Source organism: Bifidobacterium sp. ESL0800, assembly GCF_029395355.1.
GTDB lineage: Bacteria > Actinomycetota > Actinomycetes > Actinomycetales > Bifidobacteriaceae > Bifidobacterium.
In genome coordinates, this window is sequence record NZ_CP113913.1 from 1,891,278 (window position 1) to 1,911,137 (window position 19,860).

The window sequence follows — 19,860 nt, forward strand, 5'->3', positions numbered from 1 at the left end:
GTTCGAATGATTGACCTGCCGCCGTTCTCAGCCTTCCGGGTGCTGCTTGAGGCGGACAGTGAGCTCCATCACATAGTTGTAGATTTCCTGCTTTTCCTGCATCTCGTTGGAGATGCGGGTGTAGGCGTGCATCACGGTGGTGTGGTCGCGCCCGCCGAAGACCTCGCCGATGTCCACCAGGCTCATGCTGGTCATCTCGCGGGCCAGATACATGGCGATCTGACGGGCCAGGGCGACGTTCTTGGTGCGCGCGCGGCCCACGAGGTCGTCGAACGTGAGGTGGAAATACTTGGCCACCTGCCCGATGATGTCGGTCGGCTTGATCTCGACGTCGGTGGTGAAGAAGTCCTGCAGGGTCTGCTCGGCCAGGGCGCGCGAAACCGGCTGGTTGCTCAGGCTGGCCACGGCGGTGACGCGGGTCAGCGCCCCTTCGAGCTCGCGGATGTTCTCCGTGAAGCGTTCGGCGATCAGGTCGAGCACGTCGTTGGGGATATTGGAGCGGTTCATGCTCGCCATCATGCGCAGGATGGCGATGCGGGTCTCGAGGTCCGGCGGCTTGACGTCGACGGTCAGGCCCGACTCGAAGCGCGAGATCAGGCGGGCCTCGAAGCCCTTGAGGTTCTTCGGCGCGACGTCGGAGGCGATGACGATGCGCTTGCCGGCCTGGTAGAGCGCGTTAAAAGTGTGGAAGAACTGCTCGAGCGTGGCCTCCTTGCCGCCCAGGAACTGGATGTCGTCGATTAAGAGCACGTCGACCTCGCGGTAGCGGCGGTTGAACGCAGCGATCTGGCCCTGGCTCTGGTTCGGGGTCTGAAGCGCTTCGATGAACTCGTTGGTGAACTCCTCGCTGGTGACGTAGCGGACCTTGAGGCCGGCGTCCTTGACCAGCGCGTAGTTGCCGATGGCGTTGAGCAAGTGGGTCTTGCCCAACCCGGAACCGCCGTAGATACACAGCGGGTTGAAGTCCTTGCCGCTGCCCTCGGCCACCGCCAGCGCCACCGTGCGGGCGAAACGGTTGGAATCGCCGGGCACGAACGTGTCGAAGGTCGCGTTCTTGTTCAGGTGCGTTTCGGGGTCACGCGTGGTTTTCTGGTCGTCCACCTCAAAGGGCGGAACTGATTGCGGAACCGGCTGGCTGGCCGGTTGCGTCACGGGTTGCGCTGCCTGCTGGGCCGTCGGAGGCTTGGAACTCGATGGATACGGTGTCGGGAATTGCGATTGTTGTGCAGCCGGAGCCGCGGCGCCCGTACGATTGGCGGCATTGCCGAAGTTGTCGGGATTACCGGCGTTGCTCAACCCACCGCCGAAATTCGGGTCGTTATGCATGTTCCGCAATTCGGGTGAAGTCTGCTGCGAAACGAAATCCGGCTCGTCGAACGAGAGCTGGGATGCTTGTGGCGCCTTGGCCTGGGAGCGAAGGGCATCGGCGTTGGGCTGATATTGACGGTATGGATCGGCTGGTCCGCTCGGGTTGGTTTGTCTGATTGGTTCGGCCTGTCCCGAACGTACGTTTTCATAACCGTTTTCGGCAGGAACGTTATCGCCAAAGCCATTTGCGCCTGCCTGATAGGGGTTTAGCGGTTCGTTTCCAAAGTTCTGTGATGCTGGGTAAGCTGCATGCTCACTGTTTGCAGCGGTGCCGACACCGTCGTCGCCGCCGGTTTCCTGCCGGGTTTGCTGGCCGTCGGCTGCGCTCGCGGGTTCCGCGATCTTGAAAGCGGGGAACATCTCATGGCCGGTCGCGAGTTTCAGCGCTCCAAGCAGGGCATGGTTGAGCTCGCCCTGCAGGGCTTGTTGGGTGGCGCTATTGGCGACGCAAAGCACGATGGTCGGGCCGAACACGCCTTCAGGCCGGACCCCCTCGAGCCATCCTTTGCTGCGCGGGGTGATCGAAGTGTCCTGACGCAAGACCGCAAGGGCGTCATCCCAAATCCGTATGGCCTGGGTTATCGGGTCATTCGACTCATCTGCCATGGTGGCTCTTTCCTAGTTTCTTCGTACGTTTCAGGCAACGATGCCTTGTCCATCGCGCCAGAACCGAATCAATGTAGCACCACACTGCTGACTCCCGCGATGCAATAATCTATATGTACTCCGACCTATAGAAAAGTTATCCACCGTCTTGCGTGTTGGAAACATTGAATTGTGAATAACATCAATGTAATTTGTGGATAACTTTGAGGTGACAAACGGCGTAACTCCAGCCTTTTATCAGTATTCGCAGCGATACCGCGAATTGTGAAAAAGTCCAAAAAGTTATCCACATTTTAGCCGGTGAAATACGCTTGGTTTGACTTGAGACTAGGGGTAAGAGTAATTTGGTAGAGCTTGACTCATGAGGAGCCATGTCTTTGCATGGCTAAAAACAACCGGGAGCATATTATGAAGAGGACATTCCAACCGAATAACCGTCGTCGCCACATGAAGCACGGATTCCGCGCTCGCATGCGTACCCGTGCCGGCCGCGCGGTCCTGAACCGCCGTCGCGCCAAGGGTCGCAAGAACCTGGCTGTCTGATCACATCGGCGGCAAGGGCATGGATCGGCTGAAAAGCCATCGTGATTTTGTCCGGGTGCTGAAGCGTCGCAGAAAAGTCACTGAAAAGGATATCGTCGTGCATTTCTTGGTGTACGACGATTCTTGTTGCAATCACGCCGATGGCCATGAAGCCGCAGCAGCACACGCAGAATCGACTGGCAAGGCTATGGGAGCTATGAAAGGTTCCGTATCCGCAGACGCGGTCCGGCAGGGTACGCCGGAGCGACGCCTTGGGCTTGCCGTGTCAAAAAACGTCGGTAACGCCGTGACGCGCAATCACGTCAAACGGCGTTTTCGAGTGTTGGCCAGAACTTACGAAGGCGCGTTGCCTCGGCATTGCGATATTGTAATGCGTGCCAAGCCGAGTGCCGCGCGTGCCGACTTTTCCTCTTTGGAGGCCCAGGTCGGGGAGCTGTTCGCCGCCGTAACGCGTAAGACCGCACCAAACGGCAAGGCGCGGCAAGCACGCAACGGCACGAAGCAGACCGCCGTTGCTGAAGGTGGTCGATCATGACTGCCGCATGCGTAAAGAAAACGGCGTCGATGCAAGTTGCCTTCGGCTCGGGCAAGAAATCGGGTCGATCGGCAAAGGCCGCAAAGGTTGAAACGACGGGCGATGCAGGTCGGGTCGCCTTGAAAGGCGAGGATTGCAGCGCAACGTCTCCGGAAACGATGCATACGGAAATGGTGGCAGGGACGAGGGTGCCGGTTTCCGGTACCTGCAAATCGCGTTCTGTTGTTTCCCGCGCGATGCTTGCGGCCGTGCGTTGGTATCAGGTCCATATTTCCGCCGGTAACCCGCCCTGTTGCAAGTACTATCCGTCCTGTTCCAACTATGCGATTCAGGCGGTGACCCGCTACGGCGCCGCACGCGGGGGATTGCTCGCGTTGCTGCGGCTGTTGCGTTGCCGGCCTTGGAGCAACGGCGGCATCGACGACGTGCCCCAGCAGTATTCGATTTTCTATAGATTTTCCTGGTCCAAAGCTCACGAAGAGCCGAGACTGACCCCATTGGCCTCAGACGTGAAGGAGACGGCCTAATGCAGTTCACCAATCCCGATTACAACCACTTCCTTCTCGATCAAGGACTGTTTGGTTGGGTATACAAGATCCTGACGCCCATCGAATGGCTGATGAGCGAGATCATGTATTGGTTCCACAAGCTCATGACCCTCATTGGTCTGCCGTCGCGAGGGCTCTCCTGGATTCTCGCCATCGTCTTCCTCGTGCTCGTCGTCCACGCCATCATCCTGCCGATGTACGTCAAGCAGATGCGCGGCATGATGAAGATGCAGGCCCTGCAGCCCAAGCTGATGCACATCCAGAAGAAGTACAAGGGCAAGAAGGACTCGGCGAGCAAAGAGGCGATGGCCCGCGAGACCCAAAAGCTGTATTCGGACAGCAAGGTCAACCCGATGGGTTCGTGCCTGCCTATGGTCATCCAGGGCCCCGTCTTCATGTGCATGTTCTATATGCTTTCGGCCATTCCTTATATCGCGCACGGTTCCCGGGCCACGCTCGGTGCCTTCGACAAGGCCACCGCTGCGGAATTCGCGGACACCTATCTCTTCGGCTTGAAGATCTCCAACACGTTCGGCATGGCCGACGTTTCCGGGAAAATCGTCATCGGCATCTTCACCGTCCTTATGTGCCTGGCGATGTGGTACATGCAGTTCAACAACATGCGCAAGAACCTGCCGCCGGCCGCGATGGAGGGGCAGCAGTACAAGATGCAGCAGGCGATGACCTGGATCTTCCCGCTGATGTACATCTTCTCCGCGATTTCCATGCCGTTCGCCGTGCTCGTCTACTGGCTGACCAACAACATCTGCAATATGCTGCGTTCGCTCTGGCAGGTCCGTGAGTTCCCGACTCCGGGGTCTCGCGCCGATGACGAGAAGAAGAAGCGCGACCACATCAACGAGAACAAGCGCCGCGAGAAGACCGGCCAGATCTCGCTCGAGGAAGAGGCCTTGCAGAAGGCCGAGGAAGCCGCGAAAGAGCGCGAGGAGCACGGTTACCAGCGCGAGCAGCCGAAGCGCAAGCGCAGGAAGAAGAAGTAAGGACGGGCTCGGCCTCGTTTGGTTGTGTATTACATATATCGTTCGGGGTCGGGTATGGATTACACTTAAGGACAATAAGTCGGATAAAGGAGTTGGATATGTCTCGAGATGAAGAAAAGACGGTCGAGCAGCTCAATGACGAAGCTGACATCGCTGCTGACTATCTTGAGGGACTGTTGGACATCGCGGATTACGAAGGCGATATCGAGATGGGGGTGCGCAACGGGCGCCCGACCGTCCAGATCGTAGCCGATGACGACGAGGACATCAGGAATCTGATCGGGCACAAGGGCGAAGTCGTTGATGCATTACAATTACTGACCCGTCTGGCCGTCCAGCAGAAGACCGGGGACAGGTCTCGTCTGATTCTTGATGTCGACGGTTATCTGAAGAAGCGCCGTCAGCACCTGCGTGATCAGGCGCTTGATGTGATCGACGAAGTTCGCGAGACCGGTGAGCCGGCGAATCTTGACCCGATGAATTCGTTCGAGCGTAAGGTTGTCCATGATCTCGTGCGTGAAGAGGGCTTGAAGTCTCGTTCGCACGGTGAGGAACCGCATCGTTATGTCACCATCTATTTGAAGCCACGTCCTGTCGACGATGATCTGGATGATGACGAAGACGACGATCTTGACGATGAGGATCGTGCGAATGTTTCACGTGAAACAATCGATGATGTAGACGAGCCAGATGAGGACGATCTGGCTTCTGACGATGATCGCGAGCCTCTTGATGATGAACGCGAAGACGAAGATACGGAAGAAGATAGTGACGAAGAGCGTTAGTTCATTACGGCACTGTTTTGATTGATTTTATCTTTCGATAGCGGGGCACGGTTTGATGGTCGTGCCCCGCTATTTGTTTTTGCTGCCTACCTGTATGGTGCTTTTCCTGCTTTTCTGTATGCTTGATAGGAACATGTGTAAAGCCTCTGGTAGATTGGGTAGTTGTTCTTGATAGATAGGGTATGAGATGGACGCTGAGATACACACTGATGAAGAGCTGGAGAAATCTACGCTATTGCATGATCTGTTTGGAGACGTGTTTCCCAGAATGGAGGCTTTCAAACAGAAACTCGCTAAAGAAGGTGAAGAGCGAGGCATTATCGGGCCTCGCGATGTTGATATCATCTGGGAACGTCACGTCCTGAATTCGGCCGCCATTGTTCCTTTTATCCAGTCTTCGACGGATGGCGAGCGCTTTAAAACAGTCGCCGATGTCGGAAGTGGCGGAGGGTTCCCGGGTATCGTCGTTGGTGCTTGCCTGCCGGATCATGACGTAACGCTTATCGAACCGATGGAGCGTAGGGTCGAATGGTTGAACGAATGTGTCGATGAGCTTGAACTGGAAAATGTTCAGGTGGTTCGTGCCAGGGCCGAGGAGTACATCAAAGAACTCAAGCATGATAAAAGTCTGCATCCTTTTGCTGTCGTTACGTGCAGGGCGGTTGCGCCCATGACAAAACTCAGCGCGTGGACGTTGCCTTTGCTCAAGCACAGCGGGCAGCTTATCGCTCTTAAGGGCCGTTCCGCACCAGCCGAGGTTCGTAAGGCCGCCAAGGAGATTCAGAAGAGCGGTGGTCGTAACCCTCAGGTTCTTGAAGCTCCCATTGCTGACGGTTTTGAACCGACGCATGTAGTGATCGTCGACAAGAAATAGATTAGTCTGGTATTGATTAAAGGAATGTTTCACGTGAAACATTCCTTTTTCTGTTTGGAGTGCAAGAGAGCGCGAGTTTGTTTCAGAAGAATTGATATCGCATTGATTCCTTCGTCTAGGGTTGTACTGGAATCAGGAGTGTCTGTGTGAGGATTTCGATGTTCAATACATGCTGCATCCGGCTTGTTGTTACTTAGAGCAAGATTGTTTCACGTGAAACATTCCTCTTTGCGTTGAGACTTCAAGAAGGCACGAGTGAGTTGTTGCTTAAGTTCAGATTGTATTGATTCGTTCTTTCTGTTTCGCAACTATGGAATATTGATCGGTGAGTTCCAATTTCATTAATCGAGGCTGTCTTCAATAAGCTGGTTGTGATCGTCGATTGTTTCACGTGAAACATCGTCAATGAACGGAGTTATCCACATTTTCCTCATCTCCCAAAAGTTATCCACATTTTTGGTTGTATTTCATATTGCCTGCGGAATTATTGGAATTTCAACGGTTATACGAACAAATTTTCGAACGACAAATATTGTCCACAAAAGTTACGCACACTTATCCACAACGGTGTGGATAAGTGTGTAGACATTAGATCTGTCCATACGAATGACGAAACTAGAAGCACTGGAATAAGAACTTGCTGTGCTGATCCCACAGTCTGTGATTCACGGCGGATAGTCGTAGGGAGTTGATGGATATGGAATCTGCCTCGGAAACAATCAGACGTATCTTCGGCAGTAAAGGTAGTTCTCTCGGTTTCGAAATGGCCGAGGTGACATCTAGATATGAAGCCTTGAATAAGGTTCGCTTTCCAAAGCCCAAGGAAACCCGTTTCATCGCTGTAGCGAACCAAAAGGGTGGGGTAGGGAAGACGACCACCACCGTTAATCTGGCAGCCGCTTTGGCCTATGCCAAGCAGCAAGTGCTGCTGATTGATATGGACCCCCAAGGGAATGCTTCCACTGCCTTAGGCGTGAAACACAATGCCGGAGAGTCTTCAGTCTATGATGTGCTCGAATCGAGACAGACGATAGATGAGGTCAAAAAGACTTCTCGTGCTTTCAAAACACTCGACGTGGTTCCTTCGTCAATAGATTTGAGCGGAGCGGAACTGGAAGTTGTGGATTTAAGTAATCGAAACGACTTGCTGAAAGAGGCTTTGGCGGAATTCGTTGCTACAACGAAGAAAAAATATGATTACGTCATTATTGATTGCCCGCCAAGCCTTGGACTTTTGGTAATCAATGCGATGTGTGCAGTCAACGAAGTGTTGATTCCGATACAGGCTGAATACTATGCGCTTGAAGGTCTGGGCCAACTGATCCAGACGATTGGTCTCGTTCAGGAACACTACAATCCCTCGTTGCTCGTTTCTACGATGTTGGTCACGATGTTCGATAAACGTACACTGCTCAGCAAAGAGGTCTACGATCAGGTCAAAGAGCATTATCCTGACATCGTCTTGCGGACCACTATTCCCAGGTCAGTGAAGATTTCAGAGGCTCCGAGTTTCGGCCAAACCGTTATCGAGTATGATCCGCGTGGAACGGGGGCAGTCTCGTATCGAGAGGCAGCGCTGGAAATAGCAAGGCGATCCCCACAGGTATTAAAGGCATTGGAAGATAGAAAGCAGAGGAGAAACTGATATGGCATCGAAGTCACGTTTAGGAAAAGGCCTTGGTGCGCTGTTCCCTGCGTTGCCTGGAGAGCCGGAGAAAAAGAGTTCTGTAGACGAAGACGTTTCGGAATCTTCAAAGCAATCTGCCAAGGCTGCCTCCTCTGGCAATGTTTCACGTGAAACATCGCTTAAAAGAGGAGCAGCAGCGAAAAAAACGGTTGAACGTGCAACTTCGCAGGCAGCGGATAATAGCCGAAAGAGCAATGTTTCACGTGAAACATCGAAAAAGGAAACCGCTGGAGTCAAGGAAACTGCGACAACTGCTGTAAAAACGTCGACTGCCAACAACGCCGCGCCAAAAAAGAACGAGTCAAAGAAGGGGAATGTTTCACGTGAAACATCGTCCCGGTCGATGAAAAAACGTGTGACCATGCCGTCCTTAGCGGACGGAATGGCTCACCCGAGTGATCTGTTCTTCGGTTCTACTGTCGAGGACGGGAAAAATAATACCGCAAGCAAGGTCGCTGCTACTCGGTCTAACCGGGTTGAAGAAACGAAGAAGAGCGGTAAAGAAAACACTAAGCCCGGTAAGGAGTCAGACCGAAGTGAAAAAGCAGACCGGCCTGAGTCCGGTGAGCTGAAGCCTGTCGAGGGTGGATACCTGGTGGAGCTGGACCTTGACGCGATTGGACCGAATGCCAATCAGCCGAGGACTATCTTTGATGAAGACGAGCTGAAAGAGCTCGCGGCTTCCTTGAAGGAAGTCGGGGTGTTGCAGCCGGTAGTCGTACGTAAGCGTCCGGCGAACCAGAAAGTCTCCAATTCGGTAGGTTCCGACAGTGGCGTCATCAATAGGCATTCGCAGCAGAACATGGACAGCGAATACGAGCTGATCATGGGGGAGAGACGCTGGCGTGCGGCCCATCTGGCCGGTCTGAAGTCGATTCCGGCCATCGTAAAAACCACATCGGATAATCAGATGCTCCGAGACGCGTTGCTCGAGAATCTGCATCGAGTGGCGTTGAATCCTTTGGAAGAATCGGCTGCCTATCAACAGATGATGCAGGACTTCGGGCTCACACAGGAGCAGCTTTCCAAGTCCGTCTCCAAGTCGCGTTCTCAGATTGCCAATACGCTGCGTTTGCTTAATCTGCCGCCTTCAGTGCAGAAAAAGGTTGCGGCCGGTGTGCTTTCCGCAGGACACGCAAGGGCGTTGCTCGGTCTTCCCAATGAGGAAGACATGGAGAAGCTGGCGAACCGCATCATCGCCGAAGGCCTTTCGGTACGAAGCACCGAGGAAATCGTCGCGATGAAAACCAATGGCAACAACGATTCCAAGAAGCAGAAAGCCAAGCAAAACAATCCGTGGGCCCAGTCTCCGATTCAGCACACGTTGGAGAACAGATTCGACACCAAAGTCGCCATCAAGGGCAACAAGCAGCACGGGCGTATCGAAATCGTCTTCTCTTCGCCCGAAGATATGGATCGCATCGTCAAGCTGCTGGTCCCGCGCCAAAACAGTAGCCAACAAAACGGCTGGGTGTAAATCAGTTCTGCAGATCAGTTCGCTACAATTTCATATAACAGAACCCTGTTGGGAGGCATCTCATACGAATCTCGGATACCGCCCAACAGGGTTCTGCGATGATAGCCCATTTCTGTGCAAAGCCTGATTTAAAAGAGGAAAGCCGTATCGGTTAATCCGAATAAACCGATACGGCCATAGATAACCAGATCGCAGACAATAACGTTTCTCAAGCCGGTTCTTTTAGCTGGCACTGCAGTTTGTCCGTTATTGATTTTCGGGTGGACGCCTACCGAAGTGCATATAATATGTATTACATATATTAACGAGACAAGCTAGCTGGCCGACAAACCGACCAACCGACCAACCGACCAACTAACGAGACGAGCTTACTGACCGGCTTACTTACTTAAGACTATCCAGATAGTCCTGCGCGTCAAGGGCGGCACGGCAGCCCATGCCGGCGGCCGAAACGGCCTGGCGGTAAACGCTGTCAACCACGTCCCCGGCGGCGAAGACTCCGGGCAGGGAAGTGCGGGTGGAAGCCCCGTCGACCTCGATGTAGCCCTTGTCGTCGAGCTGCAGGGCGCCGTTCAGGAATTCGGTGGCCGGGGTGTTGCCGATGGCCACGAAAACGCCTTCGGCCGGAACCTCGGTGGTCTCGCCTGTCTTGACGTTGCGCACGGTGACGGACTTGGCACTGCCGTCCTCGCCGTTGACCTTGTCGACCACGGCATTGACCATGAACGACATCTTGTCGTTGGCCTTGGCGCGGTCGACCATGATCTTCGCGGCACGGAATTCGTCACGACGGTGAATGAGCGTGACCGACGAGCCGAAACGGGTCAGGAATTCCGCGTCGGTGAAGGCGCTGTCTCCGCCGCCGACGACCACGATCGGCTTGCCGCGGAAGAAGAAGCCATCGCAGGTGGCGCAGTAGGAGACGCCCTTGCCGGAGTATTCCTTCTCGCCGGGAACCCCGAGTTTACGCACGTTGGAGCCGGTCGTCACCACAATGGCCGGGGCCTGATAGACGTCGCCCTGATCGCAGGTCACGCTCTTGAGCGCGGCCTTGCTCGAGCCGTCACCGAAGTCGACGGACACCACGTCGTCGAAGACGATTTCGGCGCCGAACTTTTCGGCCTGCTTCTGCATGCTGTCCATAAGATCCGGGCCCATCACGCCGTCAGGGAAGCCCGGGTAGTTCTCGACTTCGGTGGTGTTGACGAGCTGCCCGCCAGGGGTCAAAGCCCCGGCGATCACCAGCGGTTTGTAGCCCGCGCGGCCGAGATAGATGGCTGCGGTGTAGCCGGCTGGGCCCGAACCGACGATGATGACGTCACGCACGTTGCGCTGGGTATCGCTCCGGGTGTCGCCTTGCGCGTTGCCCCGCGCGTTGCCATTTCCCTGGGCATTGCCCTGAGCATCGTGCTGTGCGTTGTTCCCGGCGTCTACTTGCGCGCCGTTGCCGACGGTGATGCCGGCATTATTAAGGTTAAGCTGCATGTTCTCTAAAGTCATGAAATCACTTTAACATCGCATCCGGTTAATGAGAACCCGGAGCCGCCCTCATTGATTCTAGGGCGGAAAATCGCGTTAAAGGCCGCAATCAACGTATCACCACATGCAAAACGATCGGATAAGACGAGCTTCCGCTTATCCCGTTGATGATACAAAAGCGAAGTGCTGTAATGCATTGGCTGTATCAACCAATATCAACCAAGTACTTGCACCCGTCCATGTGAACTCAGTTGGGTCATTCAAAATCGTCAGTTTGGATAGACCGTCAAGGAAAGGAGCCTAAAAATCAGCCATATGTTGAAACGCCGATAACATCAAAACGGGGAGACGCGACCTCACATCTCCCCGTTTTGTAATACCTGTTTCAAGACTGATTGTAGGCAGACAGGCGTTTCCGCCTTAAACCGAGCCCGTTCAGCCGTTCAGCCTCTCAGCTGGTCACGGCAACGTAGTTCGACATCTGATGCAAGATCGGAATGTTGCTGGCAGCCCACGGGCAGCCCCACTGCAGGATGGCGAGCGCCGCCGCCGCCAGCAGCAACAGCACCAGGATGATGCGTATGCCCTTGATGCCCGGCTGCAGCCTTGCCAGCCCGCCGTAGATGCTCAGATCCGGCTTCGCAGCCTTCCCGGCCTTGATGTCGCGACGAAGCGGCCAGCGCCAGGCGATCATAGCGGCGATGAACAGCACCGCATAGATGACGAGCAGCGCGATGATGACGGGAATCAGCGAGGGAAGCTTGGCAAACGTCGATTCCTTCTGATTGTTGATGAACTCGACCTTGCCGTTCTGCCCCGTGTGGGTGAGCTCCTGCGGCACGCCGTCGGAGACCTTCGCCCAGTATTTGAGCTTTCCGTAGCTGATCCAGCGATGGGTGGGCGTGGAGTATTTGGGTTCGCAGGTCGTCAGCGTAATCATGCGTTGCGTCGGCTGTTCCGACGGATTCTCCGGGTTCGGCGCGATCACTTCCACGTGTTCCGGCGTCACGATTTTATCGCTGGTATAGCTGTAGACGTACCAATAATCCTTGGTCCGCAGCACGATCGCGTCGCCGACCTTCAGCTTGTCCACGTCGCCCAAAGGCTGGCCGTATCCGTTGCGATGCCCAGCCGCGGCGAAATTGCCGATCTGCCCGGGCATTTGGGACTGCGTGTAATGCCCCATGCCGTGCTGGTTGAGCGCCTTCATATCGGTGCCCTCGACGATGTTGCGCTGCCATTGGTCGCCGAAACGAGGAATATAGATTTGCGCGACGAGTTCGCCGGCATTGACCTTTTGCGGCTGGACCGGAGGGGTGCCGTCCTGGGGTTTGGCGACGTTGATGCCCTTGGAGGAGCCTGCGGATTTGCTCGGATCGCTCCATGAAACGGATTGGCGCTGATTGTATTGCGTATGCTCCGACTGCACGCCGGTCCACCACATCTGCCAAATGATGTAGAGCAAGCAGACCGCCGCGACCGTGAAGAGGATTTCCGCGAAGATTCCCAGCGCTGTCCACAGACGTTTTGATCTCGAACGTGGGGCACTTGTGTTGGTTCCGTTGCCGTTGTAACCGCCGTAGCTGCCGTTGTAACCGTTGTAGCCATCGCCGTTGCCGCCGGCCTTATGGCTGGTGTGCCGGCCCTGCACGGTCTCTCCGGGATTCCCGTTCTGCGCCGTGAACTCGCCTTGCGCCGTGAATTCGCTTGGCCCCGCGAATCCGCCGCCTTGCGCACCAATACCGGGCTGTCCAGCCTGTCCAGCCTGTCCCGCCTGCGTAGGTTGCTGCGTAGGCTGCAGTGGCTGGAAGACCTGCGTCTGGTCGTTCGTGCTTGGAACGCCGAAATCCTCGAAGGCTTCGTCCAAGTCGGTCGGTTCGATGGCGTCCTTACGCCGGCTGCCGCCGTCATACCTGTCGTTGTCAGCCATGAAATTCATCTCTCGTTCCGTAATCCGTGTTCATTCGTCGTTGTCGCGCAATAGTTGAGGGTTTGGTATTGCCGCATCACCCTATCGGCCAGTATGCCCTAATTGTATCCGTTTGCATAGCCCTTTTGCTCGTAGTCCTTATTAATGTCTCTATTCGTGTCGTAGTTCGTGTCGTTGTCCATGTCCTTATTCAATTCATTGCTGCTTTCGCTCGTTTTCGGCGCCGTCTTTGTTGTCGGTTTTCATCACGGTGGCATATTTGAGTGTCTGCAGCACCGGTGCCTCGGCAAAACGCAGGTTGTCTTTGTCTTCGACCTTCCAGCCCAGCCCGAACGCGCTGACGTATTCCTGATAGGTTTGGATCGCCTTGGAATCGTTGAGCGCGTCGCGCATGGCGTCGCTCGGGCCGATGGCGGAAATGGTATACGGCGGCGAATACTGCTTGCCTTGCAGCATCAGGATGTTGCCTTTGCAGATGATCGCCGAATTGTAAAGCACGCGCTGGTCCTGAATCATCATCGCCTCGGCCCCGCCCCGCCACAGCGCGTTGACCACGGATTCGATGTCTTGCTGGTGGATGACGTAATCGTTGATATTCGTGGCCGTCCCGGTGCCTGAGTCCGAGACCATGTGCTGCCAGAGCGGGGAATCGTCGAGCGTGACGGAAATGCCCGGCCCGGTCACCGCCGGGAGCATGGTACCTGCCCCGGGGTCTTCGCTGGAATTGCCGGTTTTCCCGCTGTCTTTGCCCGCGTATTTGTTGAGGGTGTTGACTTGCGAGCCCAGCGACTTCACCTGTTTTTGTAATTTGTTGACCTGGGAGACGCGCTGCTCCACCAGTTGAGCGGTGTCGGAGCTGACCACGCTGGTTTTGTTGACACGAAGGTTGGTCATCAGAAGAAATCCGGAAAGCGCGACCACGAGGAATACGGCTACTCCGCCAAGCCGCGAATGCTTCGCTTTGTGCCTGCCTTCGGTTTCCTTCATCCTGATCCTGTGGTCCTGTGGTCCTTGATTATTCCTTATTATAATTGGTATTATTACGTGTCGAGAATATTGTGTGCACAATGCTTTGACCCGTACTCGTTCTCTTGTTTCGAGTGTACACTAATATGGCGGTTAGGCTATTGAATGGAGACTACGCTTATGGCTGACGAAGAGCTGGACAAGGGCACCGATGCCGCCGCTACGCAGGATGAGGCACAGAAGGCATGGGACGAACCCGGAACGCAGACCGATGACGACGCTGTCGCCGAAACGGGCACGGCCGACGAAAAGGAAGGCGCTGCAAAGGGCCAAGAAGGTGCCGACGACGCTTCCAGCAAGGATGCGTCCAGTGCCTCCGACGAGTCCGGCGTCTCTGACGATTCCGATACTTCCGATACTTCCGACGGCGATGACGACGATGACGACGACCTCGACCTGCCGATGGACAAGATCGAGGAGTTGCTGAGCGCCACAAGCGCCGACAAGAAGTCGATGACCCCGCAGATGCGCCGCGTCGCCCAGCGTCAGGCGGAAAACAGCAAGCGCGTCGAGGAGACGATCAAAGGCACCAAGGCGAACCCGGGTTGGTTCGTCCCGCTCTTCTGCTTCCTGATGATTCTCGGTCTCGCGTGGGCCGTGGTGTATTACCTCACCAGCAAATACCCGATCCCCGGCATCGGCGCATGGAATCTGCTGATCGCCTTTGTGATCGTGATGGTCGGTTTCATCATGACGATGTGGTGGCGGTAAAACCGCTGTACCTATAAATAAGGTTTTGAGAACGCCGTGTGTTGTTTTGCAGCAGACGGCGTTCTGTTTTGCGTGTTCTCGGCAATACGCGTAACTATAACCGCATGAAATGCTGCCAGCAGGTTGAAGTCGGCGAACATGGGCGTTTCGCTGTTATATTGCATGGCTGACTGGTAGTTCCGCGCGGAATACGCGCGGCGACATTGACGTTTTAAATAAGATTAGTATACATAACTTATGTATACATAAGTTATGTACGTTAACGCTAGAAAATCATGGACGATTCTTGGGATTGCACTGAGGCTTCGTCGTACCTGCCTGTGAGCTGACTGTTAAAGGTATCCTTTTCAAACACAACTTAGGACATAACTTAGGACATGTCCTGAGTTAAGGCATGGGGCGACTTTATGATGCTACAGACGATTTTGACAATATTGATTTTGTCACCGTTGTCTACGTCGTCGTGTGGATACCAATAGGTATATTTATCCACAGCGATGAACGGATAATGGTGGATAAGTGTGGATAAGTCGGGAGTTGTGCACAGGGGTGTGGAGGGAGACGGGTGATGTTGTGCACGAATGGTTATCCACACTATACACAGCGGGGAAGCGTTGGAATTCTGGGGTTTTGAAATAGGGGTGTGAATAAGTCGGTGACTTTTCCGCAGGAAATCCCCCGGTTATGCCCAAGTTATCCACAATCTTTTCCACATCTGTGGAAAACTACATTTGTGTAACTTGAATTGACAACAGTTCCTTTCCTCGGCATCTGGACGCGTTGCCGCTTTGGCGTTTATGAGCGGTAGATGAGGGGACGAATAGCGGAATGTTGAAGACTTAAGTCTATAAAGGACACGCTGAAGTAGCTAAAAAGTTATATAGGCCACACTTTGTTGTATAACAGAAGAAGCATGACAGTGTAGTGTATTGCTGCCAGACGAAGAGCAACGTTTTATCTAGGGTCTGCAGGCCCCTTTGAACGGGAGATGTTGTAGCGGTATGAAGAGAATAGCAAAGGTGTTAGCGGGTGTGGTCGCCCTGTGTATGCTGGCCTCCCCAGGTATGGCGGACGCGTCGACCGCTCCGGCGGAAGCACCGTCCTCGGCTCAAACTGGTACTGCGACAAACGGAAAGAACAATGCGTCCAGCGTCGCCGCGCCGAACTCCAACAATTCTCAAGGACAGTCCGCGCCTTCAACGAGCAAGGTGCCGGTAGCCAAGCCGACATTGCCGGCCAAGTCGGGTAAAAACGATGATTCCGCATCATCTACGTCTGCCGCGCAAGGTGCTGATACAGAGAATGCAGGTGTCGCACCAAAAGATAACAACACTGCGCAAAAGCAGGTTGCGCCACAGGACGATCCGCCATCTAATCCTGTACCTTGCACGCCGAAGAACTACCCCGATGACTGGGGGCTCCACTGGAACCTTGATGCCTCATGTACGCTACATATCACTGGCGTCGGAAGACTTGCGCATTTCATTCAGGGTAATTGGTCTTCTGTCAAGGATAACGTCGTCAAAATCAGCGTAGACACCATGGATGCTTCTCCTTCTCATTTGCCTGAAGGAGATACCATAAGTGGATTGCAGCTATTTGCCAATATGCCGAATCTCACCACCATTGAAGGACTCAACAAACTTGATTTCAGCAATGCTACGAGTATGTACAAGATGTTTTTCAATGACCCGAAGCTCGAAAGCGTGGATCTGACCGGCGTGCACACGCCGAAACTTAGAGATATGCAGGAGATGTTCGCCGGCCCTGGAACCAAAAAGATAGACGAAAATGGTCATCAGACTGAGAAGAGCGATTATGCTTTAAGCAGCGTGACCTTCGGTCCTGATTTCGATACTTCCAACGTCAGAAACATGAGCTGGATGTTCGTAAATTGTGAGAATCTGACTACTCTAGACCTGAGCATGTTCGATACGCACAACGTCACCACGATGGAATCCATGTTCGACACCGACAACGTCGATTATGGCAGTAATGATTCCTCGATGCACTATTACGCATATAAAGGTAAGCTCAAAAGCATCAAGTTCGGCCCGAAATTCGATACTTCAAAGGTCACCAATATGAGCCAGATGTTCAAGAGTGACAATCAGTTGGAAAGTCTTGACGTCAGTCACTTCAACACCGGCAGCGTCACCGATATGTCCATGATGTTCCAAGGTGTATCCAAGCCGACCGTCATCGACGTCAGCGGATTCGACACCAGCAAGTGCACCGACATGGAATATATGTTTAATAATGACTTCAACGTATTGGAACTCGATGTCGGCGGGTTTGACATGAGCAACGTCACCAACACTGCGGGCATGTTTCAGAATTGCAAATCGGTGACTATCTTGTCCGTCAGCGAATTCAATACTGCCGAAGACACCGACATGTCCTATATGTTCAACGGCTGTAGGAGTTTGCTCACGCTGAACGTCAGCGGGTTCAATACCGCCAAGTGCACGAACATGGAATGGATGTTTGAAAACGATGTGAACCTCACCGCCTTGGATGTCAGTCATTTCAACACCTCGTTGGTGCACAACATGGAAGGCATGTTCTACAATTGTCAGTCAGTGCAAAATTTGGACGTCTCAGGATTCGACACCAGCGGTGTCATCGTGATGGACAGGATGTTCTACCACAACAACGAGGTTCCAGAGCTTGATGTTTCGCACTTCAAAACCAAGCAGGTCGGATCTGTTGCCAGTGGCGATAAGACATGCACGAAAAAGTGGACCGGTGGCTATGATAGTGACGGCGCGCCTGTTTATACGTATACATGCAACACCACGATGAACTACATGTTCACCTATTGTTATAATCTCGCGCATGTCAACGCAGGCAGTTTCGATACCTCGAATATCACTGGTATGAAGGATATGTTCAGTTCGGACGGTGCGCTGGAAAGCCTCAACTTGGGTGGCTTCGACACTTCGAAGGTTAAGGACATGAGCGGTATGTTTTCCCGCATCAACATAGGCCTCAAGGTCATCGTGCTCAGCCAGAATATGCGCGTGCCGGCCAACGCTAACAACGACATATACGACGACATGCTCACTGGACTTGACTATGTCCCCAACTGGATACAGGTCGATCCGGTTGGCATTGCCACTGAGAGCTGGCCGTGGAAACAGATGGTCGGTGGCGAGGGCTTGGGTGACACGTCCGGCAATGCGAAGCGCAATCAGCCTACCACCTACGTACACGACGGCTGGGTGGCTTTGAAGTTCGAGCCCAACAATCCGGCGAACACTACTGATCCCGAGAGCATGGCTGGGGTCACCGGCGCGATGGACGTCTACGCGGGTAGGCCTGGCGCCACTCTGATTGAGATGCCGGTCAACCACTACACTATCGCCGGCCGTCGCTTCGTGCATTGGAACACCAAGGCGGACGACTCCGGCAGCACCTACAAGGTTGGTGACTCCTACACCGTTCCATCCTCCACTCAAGTGAACACGACGATACGGTTCTACGCTCACTGGTACAAGCTGCAGGCTCAGCCGGAGGTCACCAAGGTGGAGCAGGTGGGTCATGCGGTCAACGGTGCGATACCCACCGACGGCAGCGCCAAGGTTAACGTTACCGTCAAATACACTGCGCCGGAAGCAGCGAACACTGCTGCCACGCTGAATATCTATGCCAAGCCAGGCCGCAACAGCTTCCTCACGGAAGCCGACGTCCTGAAGTTCCCCATCATCTCCAAGACAGGTGCCGGTATACCAGGCGGTACGGCGGGCGATGAGGTGACTAACACCTTCTCTGTGAATGCGTCGGACATCAAGTTCATCAACAACTACCCGGACTTCAACTGGACATTCACCGTCATCGAGAACCTCACGGGTGTCGACGGCGAACAATCCGACTGGAAGGCCTACTACGGCGAGGGCTCGCACCTCGATTTCGCCCCGCCCGTCATCCAGCCTGATGCTCCTCAGTACTACCGCGTGACCGGTAAGAGCACCGACGCCATGACCGGCATGCTGGACGACAACAAGACCGGACTTACGGCCCCCACCTCCTCGGACGGCTGGGACACCAGCGTTTCCGGCAATCCGGCGGCTCCGGCGTTCCCGCACCACGAGAAGGCCGGCAACTCCATGACCTTCAGTTGGGATGAAGAACCTGGCGGTGTGCCAGCGACGGCATCCTCCGACCCGCTCAACGGCAAGTGGAGCGTGCATATGGATGACATCACACAACTTACTGAACCCGTCGGCATCCGTGCCACTGATAGTCTCGGCAATCAGTCTTACGCGACGACGGTGCAACTCGTGTTCACGCCAGTTATCGATAAGGTGACCAGCCCCACCACAGTCAAGGGCGAACTGCCGCAAGGGTCGGTGATGAAGGTCAAGCTTTCGCATCTGGCGCCAGCGGGAGATACGTGGAATAAGCTCGACCTCGGTTTCCGTCCGCTGCGCAACAGCCTGCCCGACAAACCCAGCGATCCGACCGACATGGGTACGCCGTTCATCAGCTTCAGCAGAGGACTGTGCAACACATCCGCCGACGCTGGTTGCGGCGATACCACCGTGGCCGAGACCGGTGACGAAGCGACCGCTGTGGTCGATGTGCCCGTCGATGCCACGCACCTCTTCACGCAATATCCGAGCCTGGAATGGACCATCGAGGCCAGGGCTGAAGTCGGTGCCACGTCGAGTGGCGTCGCCAAGATGCATCAGCTGCTTGATATGGAGCCTCCGAGTATCGACCCAGCGAAGAACACCTTCAACACCAGTGAGAAGGTCACCGGCCAGCTGTGGAACTCCACGCGAACGGCCGATGAGACCCCTACTTGGACGCTCGGTGGCACGCCTCCGGTCAACCCGGCGCGAGGCGACGAACTCGGCGCCAAGCTCCAGGTTACCTGGCCCGATGGCACCACCGCGAACTCGGATGACAACCCCGATGTGGTGAGTGTGGACGGCAACGGACACTTCTCGCTGACTGTACCCAACGGCATGAAAGGCGGCACTGCGCAGCTCCTTGCCACCGACACCGCGAGCAACGAATCCTATGAGTGTGGTGTTGAGCTCAAGGCGCCGTATCAGTTGCTCAGTGCACTGCCGTTGACCGGTTCCGGCTCGGTGAGGACGCGTATCGTGCTCGGTGCTCTCGCACTCGCCGTTCTGTTCGTCGGCATCTACGAAACCCGCGTTCGTCTTGTCAAGCGTCGTCGGTGGAATCAGGTGATGCGCTGATGAGGCAGCGAATGAGTAAGACTGGCGTCGGCATCGCGCGATGTCGGGCATATGGTTTGCAAGGCCGTCACAGCGGC

11 protein-coding genes and 3 pseudogenes are annotated in these 19,860 nt (G+C 54.8%); 10 read left to right on the forward strand and 4 right to left on the reverse strand.

Annotation, left to right across the window (positions count from 1 at the left end; genetic code table 11):
* Window positions 1-27: 27 nt before the first annotated feature.
* Window positions 28-1,263 (reverse strand): annotated as a pseudogene (gene dnaA, locus OZX75_RS08690) (chromosomal replication initiator protein DnaA); the annotation flags it as partial.
* A gap of 1,119 nt (window positions 1,264-2,382) precedes the next feature.
* Between dnaA and rpmH the strand changes: the two are divergent.
* The 8 genes and pseudogenes from rpmH to OZX75_RS08695 all read left to right on the forward strand — a co-directional run.
* A complete protein-coding gene (rpmH, locus tag OZX75_RS07255; protein ID WP_277145976.1) occupies window positions 2,383-2,517 on the forward strand; it encodes a 50S ribosomal protein L34 in 135 nt (44 codons plus the stop codon).
* Between the two features lie 19 nt (window positions 2,518-2,536).
* Window positions 2,537-3,052 (forward strand): ribonuclease P protein component, encoded by a 516-nt coding sequence (rnpA, locus tag OZX75_RS07260; RefSeq protein WP_277145977.1) that lies wholly within the window; start codon window positions 2,537-2,539, stop codon window positions 3,050-3,052.
* Between the two features lie 236 nt (window positions 3,053-3,288).
* A complete protein-coding gene (yidD, locus tag OZX75_RS07265; protein WP_277147499.1) occupies window positions 3,289-3,579 on the forward strand; it encodes a membrane protein insertion efficiency factor YidD in 291 nt (96 codons plus the stop codon).
* Window positions 3,579-4,601: a membrane protein insertase YidC gene (locus OZX75_RS07270; protein WP_277145978.1), complete on the forward strand. Its 1,023-nt coding sequence runs from the start codon at window positions 3,579-3,581 to the stop codon at window positions 4,599-4,601. The genes yidD and OZX75_RS07270 overlap by 1 nt, the downstream gene beginning before the upstream one ends.
* Window positions 4,602-4,699: 98 nt before the next feature.
* A pseudogene (locus OZX75_RS07275) lies at window positions 4,700-5,239 on the forward strand (Jag family protein); the annotation flags it as partial.
* Window positions 5,240-5,573: 334 nt separating this feature from the next.
* Complete coding sequence (gene rsmG, locus OZX75_RS07280; RefSeq protein ID WP_277145980.1) at window positions 5,574-6,260, forward strand: 16S rRNA (guanine(527)-N(7))-methyltransferase RsmG; 687 nt, start codon at window positions 5,574-5,576, stop codon at window positions 6,258-6,260.
* A 697-nt stretch (window positions 6,261-6,957) separates the two neighbouring features.
* Window positions 6,958-7,905, forward strand: a complete 948-nt coding sequence (locus OZX75_RS07285) for a ParA family protein (protein WP_525930290.1) — start codon at window positions 6,958-6,960, stop codon at window positions 7,903-7,905.
* Window positions 7,906-8,509: 604 nt separating this feature from the next.
* Window positions 8,510-9,424: pseudogene (locus OZX75_RS08695) on the forward strand (ParB/RepB/Spo0J family partition protein); the annotation flags it as partial.
* Window positions 9,425-9,808: 384 nt separating this feature from the next.
* Here the strand turns inward: OZX75_RS08695 and trxB are convergent.
* The 3 genes from trxB to OZX75_RS07305 form a co-directional block, all read right to left on the reverse strand.
* Window positions 9,809-10,924 (reverse strand): thioredoxin-disulfide reductase, encoded by a 1,116-nt coding sequence (gene trxB, locus OZX75_RS07295; RefSeq protein WP_277145983.1) that lies wholly within the window; start codon window positions 10,922-10,924, stop codon window positions 9,809-9,811.
* 430 nt (window positions 10,925-11,354) lie between these two features.
* Entirely contained in the window at window positions 11,355-12,425 is a 1,071-nt protein-coding gene (locus OZX75_RS07300) for a class E sortase (protein WP_277147503.1), read from the reverse strand.
* A gap of 603 nt (window positions 12,426-13,028) precedes the next feature.
* Window positions 13,029-13,820: a DUF881 domain-containing protein gene (locus OZX75_RS07305; protein WP_277145984.1), complete on the reverse strand. Its 792-nt coding sequence runs from the start codon at window positions 13,818-13,820 to the stop codon at window positions 13,029-13,031.
* A gap of 159 nt (window positions 13,821-13,979) precedes the next feature.
* Here OZX75_RS07305 and crgA point away from each other — a divergent pair, with 159 nt between their 5' ends.
* Window positions 13,980-14,570, forward strand: a complete 591-nt coding sequence (gene crgA / locus OZX75_RS07310; RefSeq protein ID WP_277145985.1) for a cell division protein CrgA — start codon at window positions 13,980-13,982, stop codon at window positions 14,568-14,570.
* A gap of 1,001 nt (window positions 14,571-15,571) precedes the next feature.
* The gene (locus OZX75_RS07315) at window positions 15,572-19,783 is read left to right on the forward strand and encodes a BspA family leucine-rich repeat surface protein (protein ID WP_277145986.1); all 4,212 of its coding nucleotides are present in this window, start codon (window positions 15,572-15,574) and stop codon (window positions 19,781-19,783) included.
* Window positions 19,784-19,860: the final 77 nt, after the last annotated feature.